We start from the raw sequence: 17,227 nt of genomic DNA on the forward strand, positions 1-17,227 counted from the left end.
ATGAAATTATCAGGTCCTTTCAAACAAATTGTCACACTCAACAACCTTCCATTAAAGGGAAAATTAAATGATGAATCTTTACAAATCGTTTACAATGGAGGGATTTTTACTAAAAATGGAAAAATTTTAGAAGTCAACGATTATGATTTATTAAAACAAAAATTTCCAAATTCCGAAATTGATTTGATTGAAAGTGAGCAAATTGCACTTCCGGCTTTTGTGGATGCACACACTCATATTTGCTTCGGAGGAAATCGTGCCAACGACTTTGCAATGCGAAATGCTGGGAAATCGTATCTCGAGATTGCAGAATCTGGTGGTGGAATCTGGAGTTCCGTTCAGCATACAAGACAAGCTTCGGAAGATAATTTGGTTGATGGAATCCTTGAACGTGTCAATATTTTGTTAAATCAAGGCATCACAACAATTGAAATAAAAAGCGGTTATGGATTGAATGTGGAAGAAGAACTGAAAATGTTGAGAGCTATAAAAAAAGCTCAGGCAAAAACCAAAGCAACCTTGGTTCCCACTTGCCTTTCCGCTCATTTAAAACCAAGAGATTTCGAAGGTTCGTCGGAAGATTATCTTAATTATATTTTGGATGAAATTCTACCAAAAGTAAAAGAAGAAAACCTTGCTAGCCGTGTTGATATTTTTATTGAAAAATCAGCATTTCAGCCGGAAGAAAGCAAGACTTTCCTTTTGAAAGCTAAAGAATTAGGCTTTCAAATTACAGTTCACGCAGATCAGTTTACGGCTGGAAGTTCACGAATTGCTGTGGAAGTTGGTGCAAAATCTGCTGACCATTTGGAAGCGACTATCGATGAAGATATTGAGTTTCTTGCTAATTCAAATACGGTGGCGATTGCTTTGCCAGGTGCAAGTTTAGGTTTAGGCGAACCATTTGCTCCGGCAAGAGAAATTCTGGATAAAGGAGGGATTTTAGCAATCGCAACTGATTGGAACCCGGGTTCAGCGCCAATGGGAAATCTCGTTACTCAAGCCTCGATTTTGGCGACATATCAGAAGCTGACTACAGCTGAGGTTTTAGCTGCAATAACTTTCCGAGCGGCCTATGCTTTAGATTTAGAAGACAGAGGAGTTTTGTCTGAAGGTAAAAAAGCAGATTTCATCACATACGAAACGGATAATTTCCAGAATATCCTTTATCATCAGGGAAGTTTGAAACCGAAAAATATTTATATCAACGGAGAAAAAATCTAAATTATGTTTGAATGGACGGGCCGTTTTGATGGCGAAGAAGAATTGTACCACAGGATTTTTCAAAGAGTAACAACAGAATCGGCTTATGAAAATATTAATCCTAAGGATTTCGTTTTACACGGCTTTGCTGTGGATGAAGGTGTAAAACGTAACAAAGGTAGAATAGGAGCACAGGAAGCACCGGATTTGATTAGAAAAAATATGCCCAATTTTCCTGTTGTCAATTCTGGATTTTCACTGAAAGATTTTGGAAACATCAAATGTGAGAATAATGACCTTGAAGCAACTCAGGATTTATTAGCCGAAAAAGTTTCGAAAGTACTTCTAAAACAAGGAAAATCCGTTGTTTTAGGTGGCGGACATGAGGTTACTTTTGCACATTATTCCGGAATTAGAAAAGCTTTCCCAAATCAAAAGATCGGAATTATCAATTTCGATGCTCACTTTGATAACCGCGAGCCGGAAAACGGTTTGGCAACTTCCGGAACGGGATTTTGGCAAATTGCTCAGGAAGACGAGATTCACTCATTACATATTGGAATTCAGAAAAATAGTAACACCAGAAAGTTGTTCGAAAGTGCGGATAATTTCGGAATGAAATATATTCTCGCTGACGAAATCTACTCCGAAAATCTTCCAAATCTGATGTTTACCATTAATTCATTTTTGGAAGATGTGGACATTGTTTATGTCACCATTTGTATGGATGTTTTCAATGCCTCTATTGCGCCTGGCGTCAGCGCGCCGGCTTATAATGGGATTTTTGCCGACCGCCAATTTATGCAGATCTACCGACATATTTTATCTTCAGAAAAAACAAATGCGCTGGATGTTGCAGAAGTGAATCCCAATTTTGATATACAGGAAAGAACCGCAAGACTGGCTGCAAGTCTTGTGAACGAATGGTTTATGATTTAGATAAATTATGAAGAAAAGAGACAGTATTATTTTTGACTTGGACGGAACACTTTGGAATGCTTCGGAAACAGTGGTCAAAGCTTTTAACGACAGTATTCATGCGATTGGATTTGACATCAATGTCACATCTCAGACCGTGAGAGATTTTTCAGGAATGAAGATGGATGACATTTTCTCGCAATATTTCGGTTTTGTTCCAAAAGAAAAACTGAAAGAATTTGAAAGAATTTATGCTCATAAAGAGAACCAATATCTTAAAGAATCTGGCGGTGAATTATTTCCCAAAGTCAAAGAAACACTAGAAAAATTAGCCCAAGATTACAGACTTTTCATTGTCAGCAATTGTATGAAAGGCTACATCGAGAACTTCATCGGGTTTTTTAGTTTTGAAGGTCTGTTTGAAGATTTTGAATGTTTCGGCAACTATGGTTTGCCAAAAGACAAGAACATCAGGCTGATTGTAGAAAGAAATAATTTGCAGAATCCAGTTTATGTTGGCGACACTATTTGGGACAAAGAATCTTCCGAAAAAGCTGGAGTTGACTTTATCTATGCCGCTTACGGTTTTGGAAAAATCGAAAATCCAAAAATTCAGATTCAAAGTTTTGAAGATTTGTTGACTTTAGAGTTTTAAAAACAAAAAAGCCTTATCAAATTTTGACAAGGCTTTAATTATTACAAATCTTTGAAGATTATTTAAACTCAATTGGAAATTTAACCTGCGTATTATCCCAGCCAGCGTACAAATCCGCTCCGGATTTTGTCTGTACAAAAGTCACAGAAAAATATTCGATCGGGGAAGACGTTTTTTCAACCGGAACATTGAATCTCACTACATCTTTACTTTTGTCATAGAAATAGGCACCCCATTTATCTATATCAGAGTTGATAACAATAGTCCATTCTTTTTCAAATGGAATGGCAAAAATACTGTAAGTTCCGGCAGGGATTTCTTTTCCGCCAATTACAACAGGCGTGTAAAATTTGATTTCAGAATTTTCATTGGCTCCAAATCTCCAGATATCTCCATATTTAACAAGGTTTCCAAAAACAACTCTGCTCTTTTTTTGCGGACGGGAATAAACCACTTTTACTTTCGGAGTTTCTGTTTTAGATGAAGCTGCCTGAATTGGATAATAAGCCGCATCCATAGGACTCACATCTACAGAAGAATAGTTCAATTTTGTCGGGTCTAATTTTGCTTGTGAAAATGTGCTAACTCCTACTAGCAAAGAAGCGGCAATGATTAGGTTTTTCATATTACATTTTAATTTTTAATAATTTTTCTATAGCTCTATCCAATGTTTCCTGTTTTTTTGCAAAACAAAAACGGATGACTTTTTCATCGGTTTTATCTTTGTAAAATGCAGAAAACGGGATGGTTGCTACTTTATATTCTTTGGTTAACCAGTAGCAAAAATCCTTGTCTTGCTTATCAGAAATTGCGCCAAAATTAGCAGATAAAAAATAAGTTCCTTCACAATCCAGTAATTGGAAAGGCGTTTCTTTCAAAGCATTTTTAAGATAATCTCTTTTAGTTTGGAAAAATGTTGAGATTGATTTGAAGTCATCAATATTTTGCAAATATTTAGAAATTGCAAATTGTGCCGGCGTGTTCACACAAAACACATTGAACTGATGAACTTTCCTGAACTCTTTCATCAGATCCGAAGGCGCGCAAACATAACCTATTTTCCAGCCAGTGATATGCAGCAATTTCCCAAAAGAGCCAACTACGAAAGTTCGTTCTTTCAGCTCAGGATATTTGGCTAAAGTCAGATGAGGTTTTTCGTCAAAAGTGATGCTTTCGTAGACTTCATCGCTCAGAATAATGATGTTTGTGTTTTTTACAATCGCAATCAGTTCATCAATATCTTTTTGTTTTAAGATTTTTCCGGAAGGATTATTCGGGTTATTGATAATAATCATCTTGGTTTTTTCAGAAACCAGATTTTTGACTTCGTTCCAATTAATTTTGTAATCAGGATAAAGCATTTTGACATTTTTGACGATACCGCCATTCAGAATAATTGCAGGCTCGTAGCAATCGTAAGCAGGCTCGAAAATAATGACTTCATCATCCTTTTTTACAAATGCAGAAATAATCGTAAAAATCCCCTGAGTAGCTCCAGCCGTTACATTAATCTCAGAATCCGGATGGTAATCTGCTTGATATTGAAGATTGAATTTTCTTGAGATTTCTTCCCGCAGTTCCTTGATTCCAAACAAAGGTGCGTATTGATTATGACCTTGTTTTGCAAAATCACCGAGATATTGGATTAAATTTTCATCAGGCTGATAATCCGGAAATCCCTGAGAAAGATTAACTGCATTTTCCTGTTGTGCTAATAAGCTCATCTCTGTGAAAATCGTAGTTTTCACATCAGGAAGTTTGGAGTTGGGTAATCTGAAAGCCATTCTGATTGTAAAAATAAGTAATTATTACATTAAAAAATCAAAATAATGATTTTGTAAATTTGCAAAAATTTTTTGTTGAAACGTCTCATCTCCATTATCGGAACTACAGGAATCGGGAAAACCCGGTTGGCAATCGACTTGGCAAAACATCTCGATACCGAAATTATTTCATGTGACTCGCGCCAGTTCTATAAAGAAATGAAAATTGGAACAGCAATGCCCACCGATGAAGAGTTAGCTGAAGCGAAACATCATTTTGTGGCTAATCTTGGTGTCAACGATTATTATTCAATCGGTCAATATGAAGTTGATGCGCTGAAAAAACTTGATGAAATTTTCTCTCAAAAAGATGTCGCCATAATGGTCGGAGGTAGTGGGATGTATGAAAAAGCTGTTGTGGAAGGGATGAATGACTTGCCTGAAGCGGATGCTGAAAATCAACAAAAATTACTATCAATTTGGGAAAATGTAGGAATTGAAGCTTTGCAAAAATTGCTTGAAGAATTAGATCCTAATTATTTTTCAATTGTAGATAAAGACAATCCCAGACGTTTATTACGAGCTATTGATATCATCTGGCAAACCGGAAAAACCTACACCGAAAATCTTAGTGCACCAAAAGATAAAAGGAATTTTAAAACTATCCGAATCGGAATTGATGCGCCAAGAGAAGTCATTTATGAAAGAATCAATCTTCGTGTTGATAAAATGATAGAGAAAGGATTGCTGGAGGAAGCGAGAGGTTTGATTGCTGATAGAGACAGAGTGGCTCTACAAACGGTAGGATATTCAGAATTGTTCCGATATTTTGATGGAGAATGGGATTTGGATTTCGCTATCGAGGAAATCAAGAAAAATTCCCGTCGGTACGCCAAGCGACAAATCACGTGGAACAAAAAACTGGACAATGTAAATTGGGTCAACTATGATAATTCTCTGCAAGAAGCATTATCTTTGCTGGAAAAATTAAGTAATTCGGAGATTTAGTAATTTCTTAATCACAAAATATTTTAATCTTTTTAAATCAAAACTTATGTCAAATACACCTTCAAATATGCTGGCTCTGGGAACAAAAGCTCCAGATTTCAAGCTTCCTAATCCTTCAAAAAATAATGAATTACAAAGCCTTGAATCTTTGAAAGGGAAAAAAGGAACTTTGGTTGTTTTTATGTGCAACCATTGTCCGTTCGTTCTTCATATTATTGATAAATTGGAGGAACTGTATGAAGATTACAAATCCCAGGGAATCGAGTTTATTGGGATTAATTCTAACGATGTTGAAAGATATCCTGCAGATTCTCCGGAGATGATGGTTGATTTTGTAGATGAAAGAAATATCAAATTTCCTTATTTATATGATGAATCACAAGATGTTGCAAAAGCTTTTGATGCGGCTTGTACGCCGGATTTTTACTTCTTTGATGAAAATCTAAGTTTAATTTATCGTGGTCAAATGGATGACTCTCGACCAGGAAATCAGAAGGAAATTACAGGTGAAGATTTGGTTGTAGCCTTTGAAAATCTTTTAGCTGGTGCGGAGCAGGAAGAGTTCCAGAGACCAAGTTTGGGTTGTAATATCAAATGGAAATAAAAAAAACCGGAACTAATTTCCGGTTTTTATTAAAGTTTATCGATGTAATTTTTAAGAAATCTTTTCTGAGATTCGAAAGCAATTTGATCCAAGTCAAGTTCAGAAGCTTTTATCCAAATGGCTTCGGATATTTCTGATTCCTCCAATTTAATTTCGAATTTTTCCTCAGTTTCATATAAAAAGAACATATCCAAAGTATTGTAATCAATATTTTTATAAGGATATATGTTCGGTTGGCTTCCCAGATATGTGAATTTGTCAGGGTTTATAATTAATCCCAATTCTTCATTCAGCTCTCGTTCACAGGTTTCTTCAGAACTTTCTTTCGGATCTGTAAAACCACCTGGCAAATCCCATTTTCCTTTTCCCGGCTCTTGGTTCCGAACCGTGAAAAATAATTCATCTTTATGCTTTATAATGACTGCAACAGCTGCAGCAGTATTATGATATAGGACAAAATCACAATTGCTGCAGCTCCATTTGGTGATATTATTCCATAATAATTTTTCCTGACCGCATTTGGGACAGAATCTTAAATTTTCCATTGGATAAATTTAAGAAAAACTATGATGATACATTTCTGTTCCTTGGATGAAAATTCAGAATAACATCTCTTAATTCTTCTGTTTTCAAATGGGTATAGACCTGGGTTGTTGTAATACTGCTGTGCCCCAACATCTCCTGAATAAATCTCAGATCAGCTCCATTCTGTAACAAATGTGTTGCAAAGGAATGCCTGAAAGTGTGTGGAGAAATACTCTTGTTGATTCCGGCTTTCTGGGTCAATTCTTTGATAATTATAAAAACAATTACTCTGGACATATTGGTTCCCCTGCTATTCAGAAAAAGCACATCCTCGTGTTTTTTATTAATCTTTGTTTTATTTCTAACAGTCTGGATATAATCCTTGATAAAATCAGCTGTTGTTCTTGCAAGAGGAACTAATCTTGTTTTTTCACCCTTACCTTCAACGATAATAAAATTTTCTTTGAAATTGATATTTGATATTTTCAGGTCAACCAGCTCAGATACGCGCAGACCACAACCGTAAAGCACTTCCAGGATACATTGGTTTCTTTTTCCTGTGTCAGTATTAGAATCGATGCAGTTAATAATTCTGTTGATGTCTTCTTCACTAAGAGTATCCGGCAGATAAAGCCCTAATTTTGGACCTTCCAATAGGGTTGCAGGATTATCATCCCTGTATTCTTCTTCCAGAAGGAATTTAAAAAATGCCTTGATAGAAGAAATACCTCTGGCTTGTGATCTTTCACTGATTTTCTTTTTGGAAAGCTGATAGATGAACTCCTGAAGATTCTGATAAGTGATGTTTTGAGGAGAAACTTCTCCTAAGTCATTAATAGCAAAGTTCTCTAACTTTTTGATGTCTCTGATATACGCATCAAGTGTATTGTCGGAGAAGCTTTTCTCAAATTTTAGAAAATTTGAGAAGTCTGTAATTTTTTCTGACCAATCCATATTTGTGTTTTTATTATTTAAGAATTTTTATTTTTTCATGTATAATTATATAATTCTTGTTCTGTGATATTTAAAATTTCAATCCCGGCATTTGTTAGAAATTCTAATCCGCTATCATCAGAATAGCCTGTCATATAGACAACTTTTCGGATTCCGGATTGCAAAATCAGCTTACTACACTCTTTGCAAGGTGACATTGTTATATATAACGTTGCATCTTTACAAGATTGTGTGCTGCTGGCTATTTTGAGTATCGCATTGGCTTCTGCATGTAGGACAAACCAGTTTGTTTTTCCATTTTCATCTTCACAATTATTTTCAAAGCCGGAAGGTGTTCCATTATATCCGTCAGAAATGATCATTCTGTCTTTTACGATAAGAGCCCCGACTTTTTTTCTTTTACAATAAGAAAGATTTGCCCATTCGGTTGCCATTTTCAAATAAGCAATGTCAAATTTATTATAATTCATTCTGCAAATCTAATTGAAAACCGGTTTTCTTTTTTCAATAAATGCAGAAACTCCTTCTTTGAAATCCTCCTGAGAAAATAATTCTCCAAAATAATTGATTTCGCTGTCCATGCCATTGTCATTTTCACTTGCATTAACGGCTTTGATTGCTTTTTCAATTCCTGCCGGAGAATTTTTAGCAATTTGTGAAGCCAGCTCAATCGATTTTGGAATTAGATCTTCCAAAGAAAAAACTTCATTGACCAATCCGATCGACTTCGCTTTCTCAGCAGAAATCATTTTGGCGGAAAAAATCATCTCATTCGCAATTCCCTTTCCAATCAGTTTTGGTAATCTCTGAGTTCCGCCATAACCGGGAATTAATCCTAAGATTACTTCCGGTAAACCTAATTTTGCATTTTCAGAAGCATATCTGATATGACAGGACAAGGCCAGTTCCAGTCCGCCACCCAATGCAAAACCGTTGATTGCAGCAATGACCGGTTTGTTGAGGTTTTCTATCTTTTGGAAAACCAAATGTCCTCTTTTTGACAATTCCTTTGCCTGCTCTTGGCTGAAAGCTGAAAATTCTTTGATATCAGCACCGGCAACAAAAGATTTTTCTCCACTTCCAGTTATTATAACACAGTTTACCGTTTTTTCTGATGCTAAAAAATCAAATACGTTATCAAGATCATTGAAAACCTGTGCATTTAGAGCATTCAGACTATCTGGCCTGTTGATGGTTACAACTGCAATTTTATTATCTATTGTTAATTTTATACTTTCGTAATTCATTTAAAAAAGCAAATATATTTCTGTATCTAAGCGATATAAAAATCTAAGTTAGAAATTTGTGCAAAATAAACAAAATATTAATGAATATTTAACATTTTAATAAATATTTTTTAAATCAATCTTAAAATGATGGCTGAAAATTTAAACAGATTAATTGAAAAAACCTTTAAAACATACATTTTTGCCATTCTTTTATTTGCTATTTCTTGCGGCAGCAGAAGTTCATCTGGCAGCAGTTCAGGATACAAATCCACGACGGTTTCTTATTATGCAGATAAATTTGATGGGAAGAAGACGGCAAGCGGAGAAATATACAGACATTCTAAAATGACAGGTGCTAACAAAATGCTGCCTTTTGGAACAAAAGTAGAAATTGTTAATATAGAAAATGATAAATCGGTTATCATTATTATAAATGACAGAGGTCCGCTTAAGCCTTCCAGAGAATTTGATGTCAGCCAGGGTGCATTTAAAAAAATTGCGAACCTGAATGAAGGGATCATTAAGATTAAATACAGAATTCTTAAATAATTGCTTTTTTCATAGGTGATAAATGTTAAGAAATGATTCATCACATAATATTTTAAAAATGTTTAAATTTGCAATGCTTTTGAAAAAGCAGACAAATAAAAATCTTAAAAAAACAACATCAAGACAATGAGTTACATTTCATTTATCGAAGCAAGACAGATTCTAGATTCCAGAGGGAATCCTACTATAGAAGTAGATGTTTTCACAGAAAACGGAGCAATGGGACGTGCAGCTGTACCTTCCGGTGCATCTACAGGTGAGCACGAAGCGGTAGAACTGAGAGACGGAGCGCCGGAATTCTTAGGAAAAGGGGTTTTGAAAGCCGTTGAAAATGTAAAAGAAGTTATCGCTCCGGAATTAATAGGTCTTCCCGTTTTCGAACAAAATCTGATTGATGCTATAATGATCGATCTTGATGGAACTTCTAATAAAGGAAAATTAGGTGCTAATGCAATTCTGGGTGTTTCTTTAGCCGCTGCAAAAGCTGCAGCAGCTGAATTAAGAATGCCTCTTTACAAATATGTTGGTGGTGTAAACGCTAACACGCTTCCTGTTCCAATGATGAACGTAATCAACGGTGGATCTCACTCAGATGCGCCAATCGCTTTTCAGGAATTTATGGTAATGCCAGTAAAGGCAGATTCTTTCTCTCATGCTTTGAGAAAAGGAACTGAGATCTTCCATAGCTTAAAATCAATTCTTCACGGTAGAGGCTTATCTACTGCTGTAGGTGACGAAGGTGGATTTGCGCCAACTTTCACAGGAACTGAAGATGCTTTGGATACCCTGTTACAGGCTATCGAAAAAGCAGGATACAAGCCGGGTGATGATGTTATGATCGCTCTTGATTGTGCGGCTTCAGAATTCTATAAAGATGGAATCTATGATTACAGAAAATTCCAGACTCCGGATGCCGCTCAGTTTACAAGCAGTGAGCAGGTTTCTTATTTAGCAGAATTAGCAAACAAATACCCAATTATCTCTATCGAAGATGGTATGCAGGAAAACGACTGGGAAGGCTGGAAATTGTTGACTGAAAAAATCGGTGACAGAGTTCAGCTAGTTGGTGATGATTTGTTTGTGACTAATGTTGAAAGACTTTCCAGAGGTATCAAAGAAAATACAGCTAACTCTATCCTTGTAAAAGTTAACCAAATCGGTTCTCTTTCCGAAACAATGGCTGCAGTACAAATGGCCCAACAAAACAAATATACAACAGTGATGTCCCACAGATCCGGTGAAACCGAAGATTCTACAATTGCGGATCTTGCGGTAGCTCAAAACTGTGGACAGATCAAAACAGGATCTGCTTCCAGATCTGACAGAATGGCAAAATACAACCAATTATTGAGGATTGAAGAAGCTCTTGGAGAAACTGCAATCTTCCCAGGTTTGGACGCGTTCAAAATCAAAAGATAATTTTTAACAAAAATTTATAATTTAAGGCATCCGGAGTTTTTCGGATGCTTTTTATTTTTTATTCGATTGAAAATCAAATTGTTAATTTTATAGATTTTTAGTAAATAATTATTTTTCTTGTTCAATTATTGCTATTAATAGAATCGATTGTGAGATATGACTTTTGTCAGTTGAGCATTTATGGTTTAATTCTTATATTTAGCACATAAATTTTTAAAAAATGTCAGATAATAAAGTTATATTAAATTACGACGGGAAGAGTTTTGAATATCCAATCGTAGATAGTACTATCGGTGACAGAGGAATTGATATTTCCAAATTAAGAGATCAGACAGGGCTGATTACTTTGGATCTTGGTTACAAAAATACAGGTGCTACAATCAGTGAAATTACATACCTGGATGGTGATAAAGGAGAATTGTTCTACAGGGGTTATCCCATCGAGCAGATTGCTGAGAAGTCTAATTTTACGGAAGTAATGTACCTTTTGCTTCATGGTAATTTACCAACAAAAGATCAGTTCAGTAATTTTGAAACAGGTATCAAAAAATATAACTTCATTGCAGAAGAAATGAAAAGAATCATTGATGCTTTTCCTCGTTCTGCGCATCCAATGGGAGTTTTATCTGCATTGACATCTGCTCTTACTGCATTCAATCCAAAAGCTGTTGATGTAAAATCAAAAGAAGAAATGGACCTTGCTGCGGAACTGATGTTAGCAAAATTCTCTCATCTGTGTGCATGGACTTACAGAAAAACTCAAGGTCTGCCATTGAATCACGGTGACAACAATCTCAACTATGTTGAGAACTTCTATAAAATGGCTTTCAGACTTCCTTACGAGGATTTCGAAATTGATCCTGTTGTTGTAGAAGCCTTAGACAAATTATTGATTCTACACGCGGATCACGAGCAAAACTGCTCCACTTCTACTGTAAGAATGGTTGGTTCTGCCCACACAGGATTGTTCGCGTCTATATCTTCCGGTGTTTCTGCACTTTGGGGACCACTCCACGGTGGTGCAAACCAGGCAGTTATCGAGATGCTTGAGTTAATTGAAAAAGATGGTGGCGATGTTTCCAAATATGTTGCAAAAGCGAAAGATAAAGAAGACAGCTTCCGATTAATGGGCTTTGGACACAGAGTTTACAAAAACTTTGACCCAAGAGCAAAGATCATCAAGAAAGCAGCTGACGATATCTTAGGAAAATTAGGAATCCAGGACAAAGCACTTGACATTGCGATGCAGTTGGAAAGAGTTGCTCTTGAGGATGATTATTTCGTAGAAAGAAAACTATATCCGAACGTAGATTTCTATTCAGGGATTATTTACAGAGCGTTGGGTATCCCAACAGAAATGTTTACTGTGATGTTCGCATTAGGAAGATTACCGGGATGGATTGCTCAGTGGAAAGAAATGAGACTGAAAGGTGACCCGATCGGAAGACCAAGACAGGTTTATCAAGGTGCAGAAAAGCGTGATTACGTGGACATTGCCAACAGATAAAAAATATAAAATTCAATTATAAAATCCTCGAAATTAATTTTTCGGGGATTTTTTTTCGGGAATATTGTAGTTAATCTGAAAATTTCTCCAGCAATCGGGCTTTCGCAGGTGTTATTAACTAAAATAAAATATCCCTGATTTGAATCCTTTAATTATATTTGCCTGATTCTGAAATTATGAAATTAAATATCAAAAACGAAACCGGAAGACTGAAGTCCGTAGTGCTTGGACAGCCGAAATCAAATGGCCCTGTTCCTACTTTGGAAGAAAGTTACGATGCAAAATCCTATCATACTATCGAGAATAATATATATCCAAAAGAGGAAGATATTATCTTGGAAATGACGGAATTCGAAAAAGTGCTGAAGAAATATGATGTCGAGGTTTTCCGACCGAAAATCATCAAAGATTACAATCAGGTTTTCGCAAGAGACGTTGCTTTCGTAATTGAGGACAAAATGATTATTTCTAACATTATTCCCGATCGTGCAGATGAGCAGGAAGCTTACAGGCATATCATTGATAAAGTATCCTGGAGAAATATCATCAACCTGCCGGAAACAGCCCATATTGAAGGTGGAGATGTCATCGTCTGGAATGGATTTTTGTTTATAGGAACCAGCTACAGTCCGGATTACAGAAATTTGAAAACAGCCAGAACAAATGAATATGCTATCGAAATTCTGAAAGAATATTTCCCAAAAAAGAGAATCATCGACCTGGATTTGAGAAAAAACGATACAAAACCTTACGAAGGTATTCTTCATTTGGATTGTACGTTTAATATTGTTGGCGAAGACAAATGTATCATTTATAAAAACGGATTTGTTGATGAGTCTGACTATCAGTTGCTTTTGGATATTTTTGGAGAAGAAAATTGTTTCGAAGTCAACGATAAAGAAATGTTTGAGATGAACCCGAATATCTTCTCAATTGCTCCGGATGTTGTGGTTTCTGATAAAACTTTCACAAGACTAAATCATCATCTAAGAGACGAGTGGGGAATAACTGTGGAAGAAATTCCTTACCGCGAAATTTCTAAAATGGGCGGTCTGTTGAGGTGTTCAACTTTGCCTTTAGTTAGAGAATAATAATTAAGATCATTTCAAGCAAATAAAGCAAATTATGCTGATTCTTCAAGATAATTTACTGAATCTGAAAAATCAGCGAGAGCCATAAATTTATATTTAAAGTAAATATGCAGACTACAGATACAGTTTTAATGATAGAGCCCATTGCTTTCGGGTTCAACGAGCAGACGGCGGTTAATAATTATTTTCAGGTTCAGCAGGAAGGGAATGTTCAGGATGAAGCTTTGAAAGAATTCAAAGCCTTTGTTGAAAAATTGAGAGCAAAAGGCATTAATGTCATTACCATAAAAGATACGCTTGACCCCAAAACGCCGGATTCAATTTTCCCGAATAACTGGGTGAGTTTTCACAGAGACGGGAAAGTAGTTCTTTACCCGATGTTTGCTGAAAACAGACGTTTGGAAAGACGCGAAGATATCATCAAACAAATCAAAGAGCAATTTACTATCAACGAAATCATCGATTATTCTGACATTGAAAAAGACAATAAATTCTTGGAAGGAACAGGAAGTATGATTTTTGACCACGATAATAAGATTGCTTACGGTTCGGTTTCGTTGAGATTGGATGAAGATTTGTTTAGAAAATTCTGTAGCGAGTTTGGATTCAAGCCTGTTGTTTTTCATTCTTATCAAACGGCTGGTGAAGAAAGATTACCAATTTATCATACCAATGTGATGATGTGCGTTGCGGACAGGTTTGTAGTGATTTGCTTAGATTGTATAGATAACGAACTGGAAAGGGAAAAAGTTATTGAAACGATTAAAAACTCGGGAAAAGAATTAATAGAAATCTCCGAAGACCAGATGCAACATTTCGCAGGCAATATGCTTCAGGTTCAGAATAATTCTGGAGAGAAGTTTTTAGTAATGAGCCAAAGCGCCTACAAATCTTTAAAGCCAGAACAAGTTTCTGCCATTGAGAAATACTGTGAAATTATTTACTCCGATTTGGAAGTGATAGAAACCAACGGCGGCGGAAGTGCCAGATGTATGTTGGCTGAGGTTTTCTTGCCGAAGAAATAAAATCTTTTTAATAGAAATAAAAAATCCCGAAGACGTTCTTCGGGATTTCTTTTGAAAATAATGATTTGATAAGAAAATATAATGTATGTTATCTGGTGCGGTTTTTAATGTCTTTGTCTGCGCTGCTTATATCCCGGATTTTCTGAACTTTTTTGTTCCCGAAATTATAAGTGATGCTGAAGTTCAGACCTTGGTTATATTGATTTTGATTGATGTAGTTGAAGTTGCCATTGTCCTGATAATCGGTAATCACCACTTTATTCGTTTTCAGAATATCATAGATTTCCAGGGCAAAAGTCCAGTCGTTCCAGACTTTTTTGATGTTGGCGTCCAGGCTCATGAGAGATTTCAGCCTTCCCAATTCGATTTGTTGGTTATCAACATACCAATAGTTCACGCCTAAAAACCAGGTTTTGTTTTTGTCTAGTCTCACAGTATTGTTGGTTTGAATCAATAAGCTGTTAGATTTGATTTTGTTGACATAATCCGGGAAAACATCGCCTGTGATCGGGTCTGTATTCAGGAAACCGTTGTTTACATTTCGCTGCATTCCGATATTGAAATTGGAGGTCAGATATTGTTTGAAGAACGATTTTTGCATCCCGATCATCGCGGACATCTCTTGCTTGTCTCCGAAGTTGGTTCTGATGTATCTTAGCTCTTTATAATTTATTCCATCTTTCACAATCTCTCTTTGTAAAGGGACTTGTGTAATCACATTTTTCGTAAATGAGTGATTGATGATCAGGAAATAGGAGTTCTTTAACATATAAGTGAACTCATTGGTGTAAACCGAAGACGCTTTCACAAAAGGGTTATTCTGAGTATAATTAACATCTGTCAGTATATTTTTAACGGGATTCAGTTCCCAGAAACTGGGCCTTCTCATTCGGCTGGAAAAAGCGTAAGAGATGTTATTATTATCATTGATAGCATAATTAAGGCTTACATAAGGAAGAAAATTGTTATAATTTCTTTCAATATTTCTGAGAGATTCGTTTTTTGTATTGTCTGATTTACCGACACTATTCGTAATCTCGTATCTGCTACCGATTTTTCCCGAAAACTTATCTGAAAATTTCTTTTCCAATGTCAGATAGACTCCGTAGATATTTTCGTCATATATAAAATGATTCGGATTTTCCTTTGGATTGTCGATTCTTAAGCCGTTTTCGAACAGTTCGGCAGGATTACCGCTGGCATCAAAAACAGTTGTAGTGCTTTGCGTATCGTTGTCGGTTTTTGTTTTGTTAAAGTTTCCTCCAACCGAAACAGTGAGATCATTTTTAAATTTCTTGATATAATCGCCCAAGAAAGAAAAATTATTGATAACCTGGGGTGTGCTTTGTTTGATTTCAATGGTTGGATATTGACTTAAGTTTTGAAATATATCGGAGTCAAAAGTTTTGTTGTCCGCATTTTGAAAACGTTTGTAGTTGAGATAGGCTGCATTCAGATTTAATTTGCTTCCCAATGTATCAGTTTTCCATTCATAATTCAGGTTCAGGGAATTATTGTAAGAACGGGCATTTTCCAGGTTTTTAGTATAATTATATTTAGTAGGTAATGCTACACCTGCATCATTTTTTGAATTAATGGTATTGAATAAATTGGATGTAGAACCATAACTTCTGTTCGCCCAGGAATTCCAGGTCAAAGCAAGATTACTATTGTCATTTAATTGATAATCGATATTCAGATAACCACCTAAGTTTTTGTTGGGATCGGTTACTCGTCCTTCCGACTGATTGCTAGCTTTATCATTCCCGTTTCTCAGGATATAATATTGCTCCTGGATGTTTTCGCTGGTGTTGATATTCGCGCTGATTCCCAATTTATCTTTCCTGTAGTTGAGCGAAACGCCAGCATAAGTAGAGTTGTAATAATTTTGTGAATTTCCCATTCTCATATTGCCATTCAGCCCGTCGGTCATTTTTTTCTTTAGAACAATATTGATAATTCCGTCAGAAGATTCTACCTGATATTCACTTCCTGGAAGCGTAATCACTTCGATTTTCTGAATATTTTCTGCCGGCGTATTTTTCAAAAACTGAGTCAGAGATTCCGCATCCATATTGGTTTTTCTGCCGTTGATATAGATGACGGCATTGTTTTTCCCAATGATTTTCAGAGTTTTGTCATCAGTCGAAGAAACAAGCGGCGTTTGCTTCAACAAACTGAATGCTGTATTACCTTTTGCGACAGGTGAAGCAGCTACATCATAAACAAATCGGTCGCTTTGTTTTTTGAAAACTTGTTTGGTTAAGGTAACAGCTTCTATACTTTTTGTTTCAGCAGAATCTTTTTTAGGTGTTTCCTGAGCATAGATCAATCCTGAGAAAAATATGGCAGCAATGAGAGTCTTGGTTTTCATTTTGAGAGTTTTAGGGTTTGAGAGTTATAGAGTTGATTGGGTGTTTGAGTTTATTTTATAATTAAGTTCTTGAGCGGATGGCATCGTTAGCCGATTTCACTTCTCTTGCTTTTTTCAATTTTTGATTCCCGAAGTTGTAGGTTACGTTGATGTTCAGTTCTCTTCGGTATTGGAAATTTCTTACAGTGTTGTAACTTCCTTTAGCTTGTATTGTTCTTATATCATCGATATTCTGATTAAAGATGTCATTGAACTCAACCAGGAATGTGAAATTTCCCATAATTTTCTTGATGTTTACGTCAAAACTCTGTTGAACTAAACCTTCGGTAGCTTTCCCAATCGCATAAATCAGTTACTTTGTAAAGTTAATTAAAAAATCAATAGAATGGCTACAAAAAAAAGA

18 protein-coding genes are annotated in these 17,227 nt (G+C 35.9%); 10 read left to right on the plus strand and 8 right to left on the minus strand.

Features of this window, described 5'->3' with window-relative positions; translation table 11 throughout:
* Genes hutI through QOL71_RS05925 form a run of 3 tightly spaced genes read left to right on the plus strand, consistent with a single transcriptional unit; the run spans position 1 to position 2,776 of the window.
* A complete protein-coding gene (gene hutI / locus QOL71_RS05915; protein WP_283416042.1) occupies positions 1–1,224 on the plus strand; it encodes an imidazolonepropionase in 1,224 nt (407 codons plus the stop codon).
* 3 nt (positions 1,225–1,227) lie between these two features.
* A complete protein-coding gene (hutG, locus tag QOL71_RS05920; protein WP_379953379.1) occupies positions 1,228–2,142 on the plus strand; it encodes a formimidoylglutamase in 915 nt (304 codons plus the stop codon).
* 7 nt (positions 2,143–2,149) lie between these two features.
* Complete coding sequence (locus tag QOL71_RS05925) at positions 2,150–2,776, plus strand: HAD family hydrolase (protein ID WP_283416043.1); 627 nt, start codon at positions 2,150–2,152, stop codon at positions 2,774–2,776.
* 58 nt (positions 2,777–2,834) lie between these two features.
* Here QOL71_RS05925 and QOL71_RS05930 read toward each other — a convergent pair whose 3' ends face one another.
* The gene (locus QOL71_RS05930) at positions 2,835–3,401 is read right to left on the minus strand and encodes a DUF2911 domain-containing protein (RefSeq protein ID WP_283416044.1); all 567 of its coding nucleotides are present in this window, start codon (positions 3,399–3,401) and stop codon (positions 2,835–2,837) included.
* Position 3,402: 1 nt separating this feature from the next.
* Positions 3,403–4,560: a methionine aminotransferase gene (locus tag QOL71_RS05935; protein WP_283416045.1), complete on the minus strand. Its 1,158-nt coding sequence runs from the start codon at positions 4,558–4,560 to the stop codon at positions 3,403–3,405.
* A 75-nt stretch (positions 4,561–4,635) separates the two neighbouring features.
* On the opposite strand from QOL71_RS05935, the gene miaA reads away from it, so the two are divergent.
* Together miaA and QOL71_RS05945 are read left to right on the plus strand one after the other, a co-directional pair.
* Entirely contained in the window at positions 4,636–5,547 is a 912-nt protein-coding gene (gene miaA, locus QOL71_RS05940) for a tRNA (adenosine(37)-N6)-dimethylallyltransferase MiaA (protein ID WP_379953378.1), read from the plus strand.
* A 46-nt stretch (positions 5,548–5,593) separates the two neighbouring features.
* Positions 5,594–6,151 (plus strand): thioredoxin family protein, encoded by a 558-nt coding sequence (locus tag QOL71_RS05945; protein WP_283416047.1) that lies wholly within the window; start codon positions 5,594–5,596, stop codon positions 6,149–6,151.
* 29 nt (positions 6,152–6,180) lie between these two features.
* Here the strand turns inward: QOL71_RS05945 and QOL71_RS05950 are convergent, their stop codons facing one another.
* The 4 genes from QOL71_RS05950 to QOL71_RS05965 are packed head-to-tail and all read right to left on the minus strand — an operon-like array spanning position 6,181 to position 8,877.
* Positions 6,181–6,696 carry an NUDIX hydrolase gene (locus QOL71_RS05950; RefSeq protein ID WP_283416048.1) on the minus strand — a complete coding sequence of 172 codons (516 nt, stop codon included), beginning with the start codon at positions 6,694–6,696 and terminating at the stop codon, positions 6,181–6,183.
* A 19-nt stretch (positions 6,697–6,715) separates the two neighbouring features.
* A complete protein-coding gene (gene xerD, locus QOL71_RS05955; RefSeq protein WP_283416049.1) occupies positions 6,716–7,630 on the minus strand; it encodes a site-specific tyrosine recombinase XerD in 915 nt (304 codons plus the stop codon).
* Positions 7,631–7,665: 35 nt separating this feature from the next.
* Positions 7,666–8,100, minus strand: coding sequence for a deoxycytidylate deaminase (locus tag QOL71_RS05960; RefSeq protein WP_283416050.1), 435 nt, complete (start codon positions 8,098–8,100; stop codon positions 7,666–7,668).
* Positions 8,101–8,109: 9 nt separating this feature from the next.
* Complete coding sequence (locus QOL71_RS05965; RefSeq protein ID WP_283416051.1) at positions 8,110–8,877, minus strand: enoyl-CoA hydratase/isomerase family protein; 768 nt, start codon at positions 8,875–8,877, stop codon at positions 8,110–8,112.
* 126 nt (positions 8,878–9,003) lie between these two features.
* On the opposite strand from QOL71_RS05965, the gene QOL71_RS05970 reads away from it, so the two are divergent.
* From QOL71_RS05970 to ctlX, 5 genes are all read left to right on the plus strand, one after another.
* On the plus strand, positions 9,004–9,408 hold the full coding sequence (locus QOL71_RS05970; RefSeq protein ID WP_283416052.1) for a septal ring lytic transglycosylase RlpA family protein: 405 nt from the start codon (positions 9,004–9,006) through the stop codon (positions 9,406–9,408).
* Between the two features lie 126 nt (positions 9,409–9,534).
* Positions 9,535–10,827: a phosphopyruvate hydratase gene (eno, locus tag QOL71_RS05975; RefSeq protein WP_283416053.1), complete on the plus strand. Its 1,293-nt coding sequence runs from the start codon at positions 9,535–9,537 to the stop codon at positions 10,825–10,827.
* Between the two features lie 220 nt (positions 10,828–11,047).
* A complete protein-coding gene (locus QOL71_RS05980) occupies positions 11,048–12,334 on the plus strand; it encodes a citrate synthase (RefSeq protein ID WP_283416054.1) in 1,287 nt (428 codons plus the stop codon).
* A 176-nt stretch (positions 12,335–12,510) separates the two neighbouring features.
* Complete coding sequence (locus tag QOL71_RS05985; protein WP_283416055.1) at positions 12,511–13,425, plus strand: dimethylarginine dimethylaminohydrolase family protein; 915 nt, start codon at positions 12,511–12,513, stop codon at positions 13,423–13,425.
* A 107-nt stretch (positions 13,426–13,532) separates the two neighbouring features.
* The gene (ctlX, locus tag QOL71_RS05990; RefSeq protein WP_283416056.1) at positions 13,533–14,450 is read left to right on the plus strand and encodes a citrulline utilization hydrolase CtlX; all 918 of its coding nucleotides are present in this window, start codon (positions 13,533–13,535) and stop codon (positions 14,448–14,450) included.
* A gap of 88 nt (positions 14,451–14,538) precedes the next feature.
* Here ctlX and QOL71_RS05995 read toward each other — a convergent pair whose 3' ends face one another.
* On the minus strand, positions 14,539–16,824 hold the full coding sequence (locus QOL71_RS05995; RefSeq protein WP_283416057.1) for a TonB-dependent receptor domain-containing protein: 2,286 nt from the start codon (positions 16,822–16,824) through the stop codon (positions 14,539–14,541).
* A gap of 61 nt (positions 16,825–16,885) precedes the next feature.
* Positions 16,886–17,104 (minus strand): hypothetical protein, encoded by a 219-nt coding sequence (locus QOL71_RS06000; protein ID WP_283416058.1) that lies wholly within the window; start codon positions 17,102–17,104, stop codon positions 16,886–16,888.
* Between the last annotated feature and the right edge of the window lie 123 nt (positions 17,105–17,227).

It is taken from the genome of Epilithonimonas pallida (assembly GCF_900182975.1).
In the GTDB taxonomy this organism is placed as follows: Bacteria; Bacteroidota; Bacteroidia; order Flavobacteriales; family Weeksellaceae; genus Epilithonimonas; species Epilithonimonas pallida.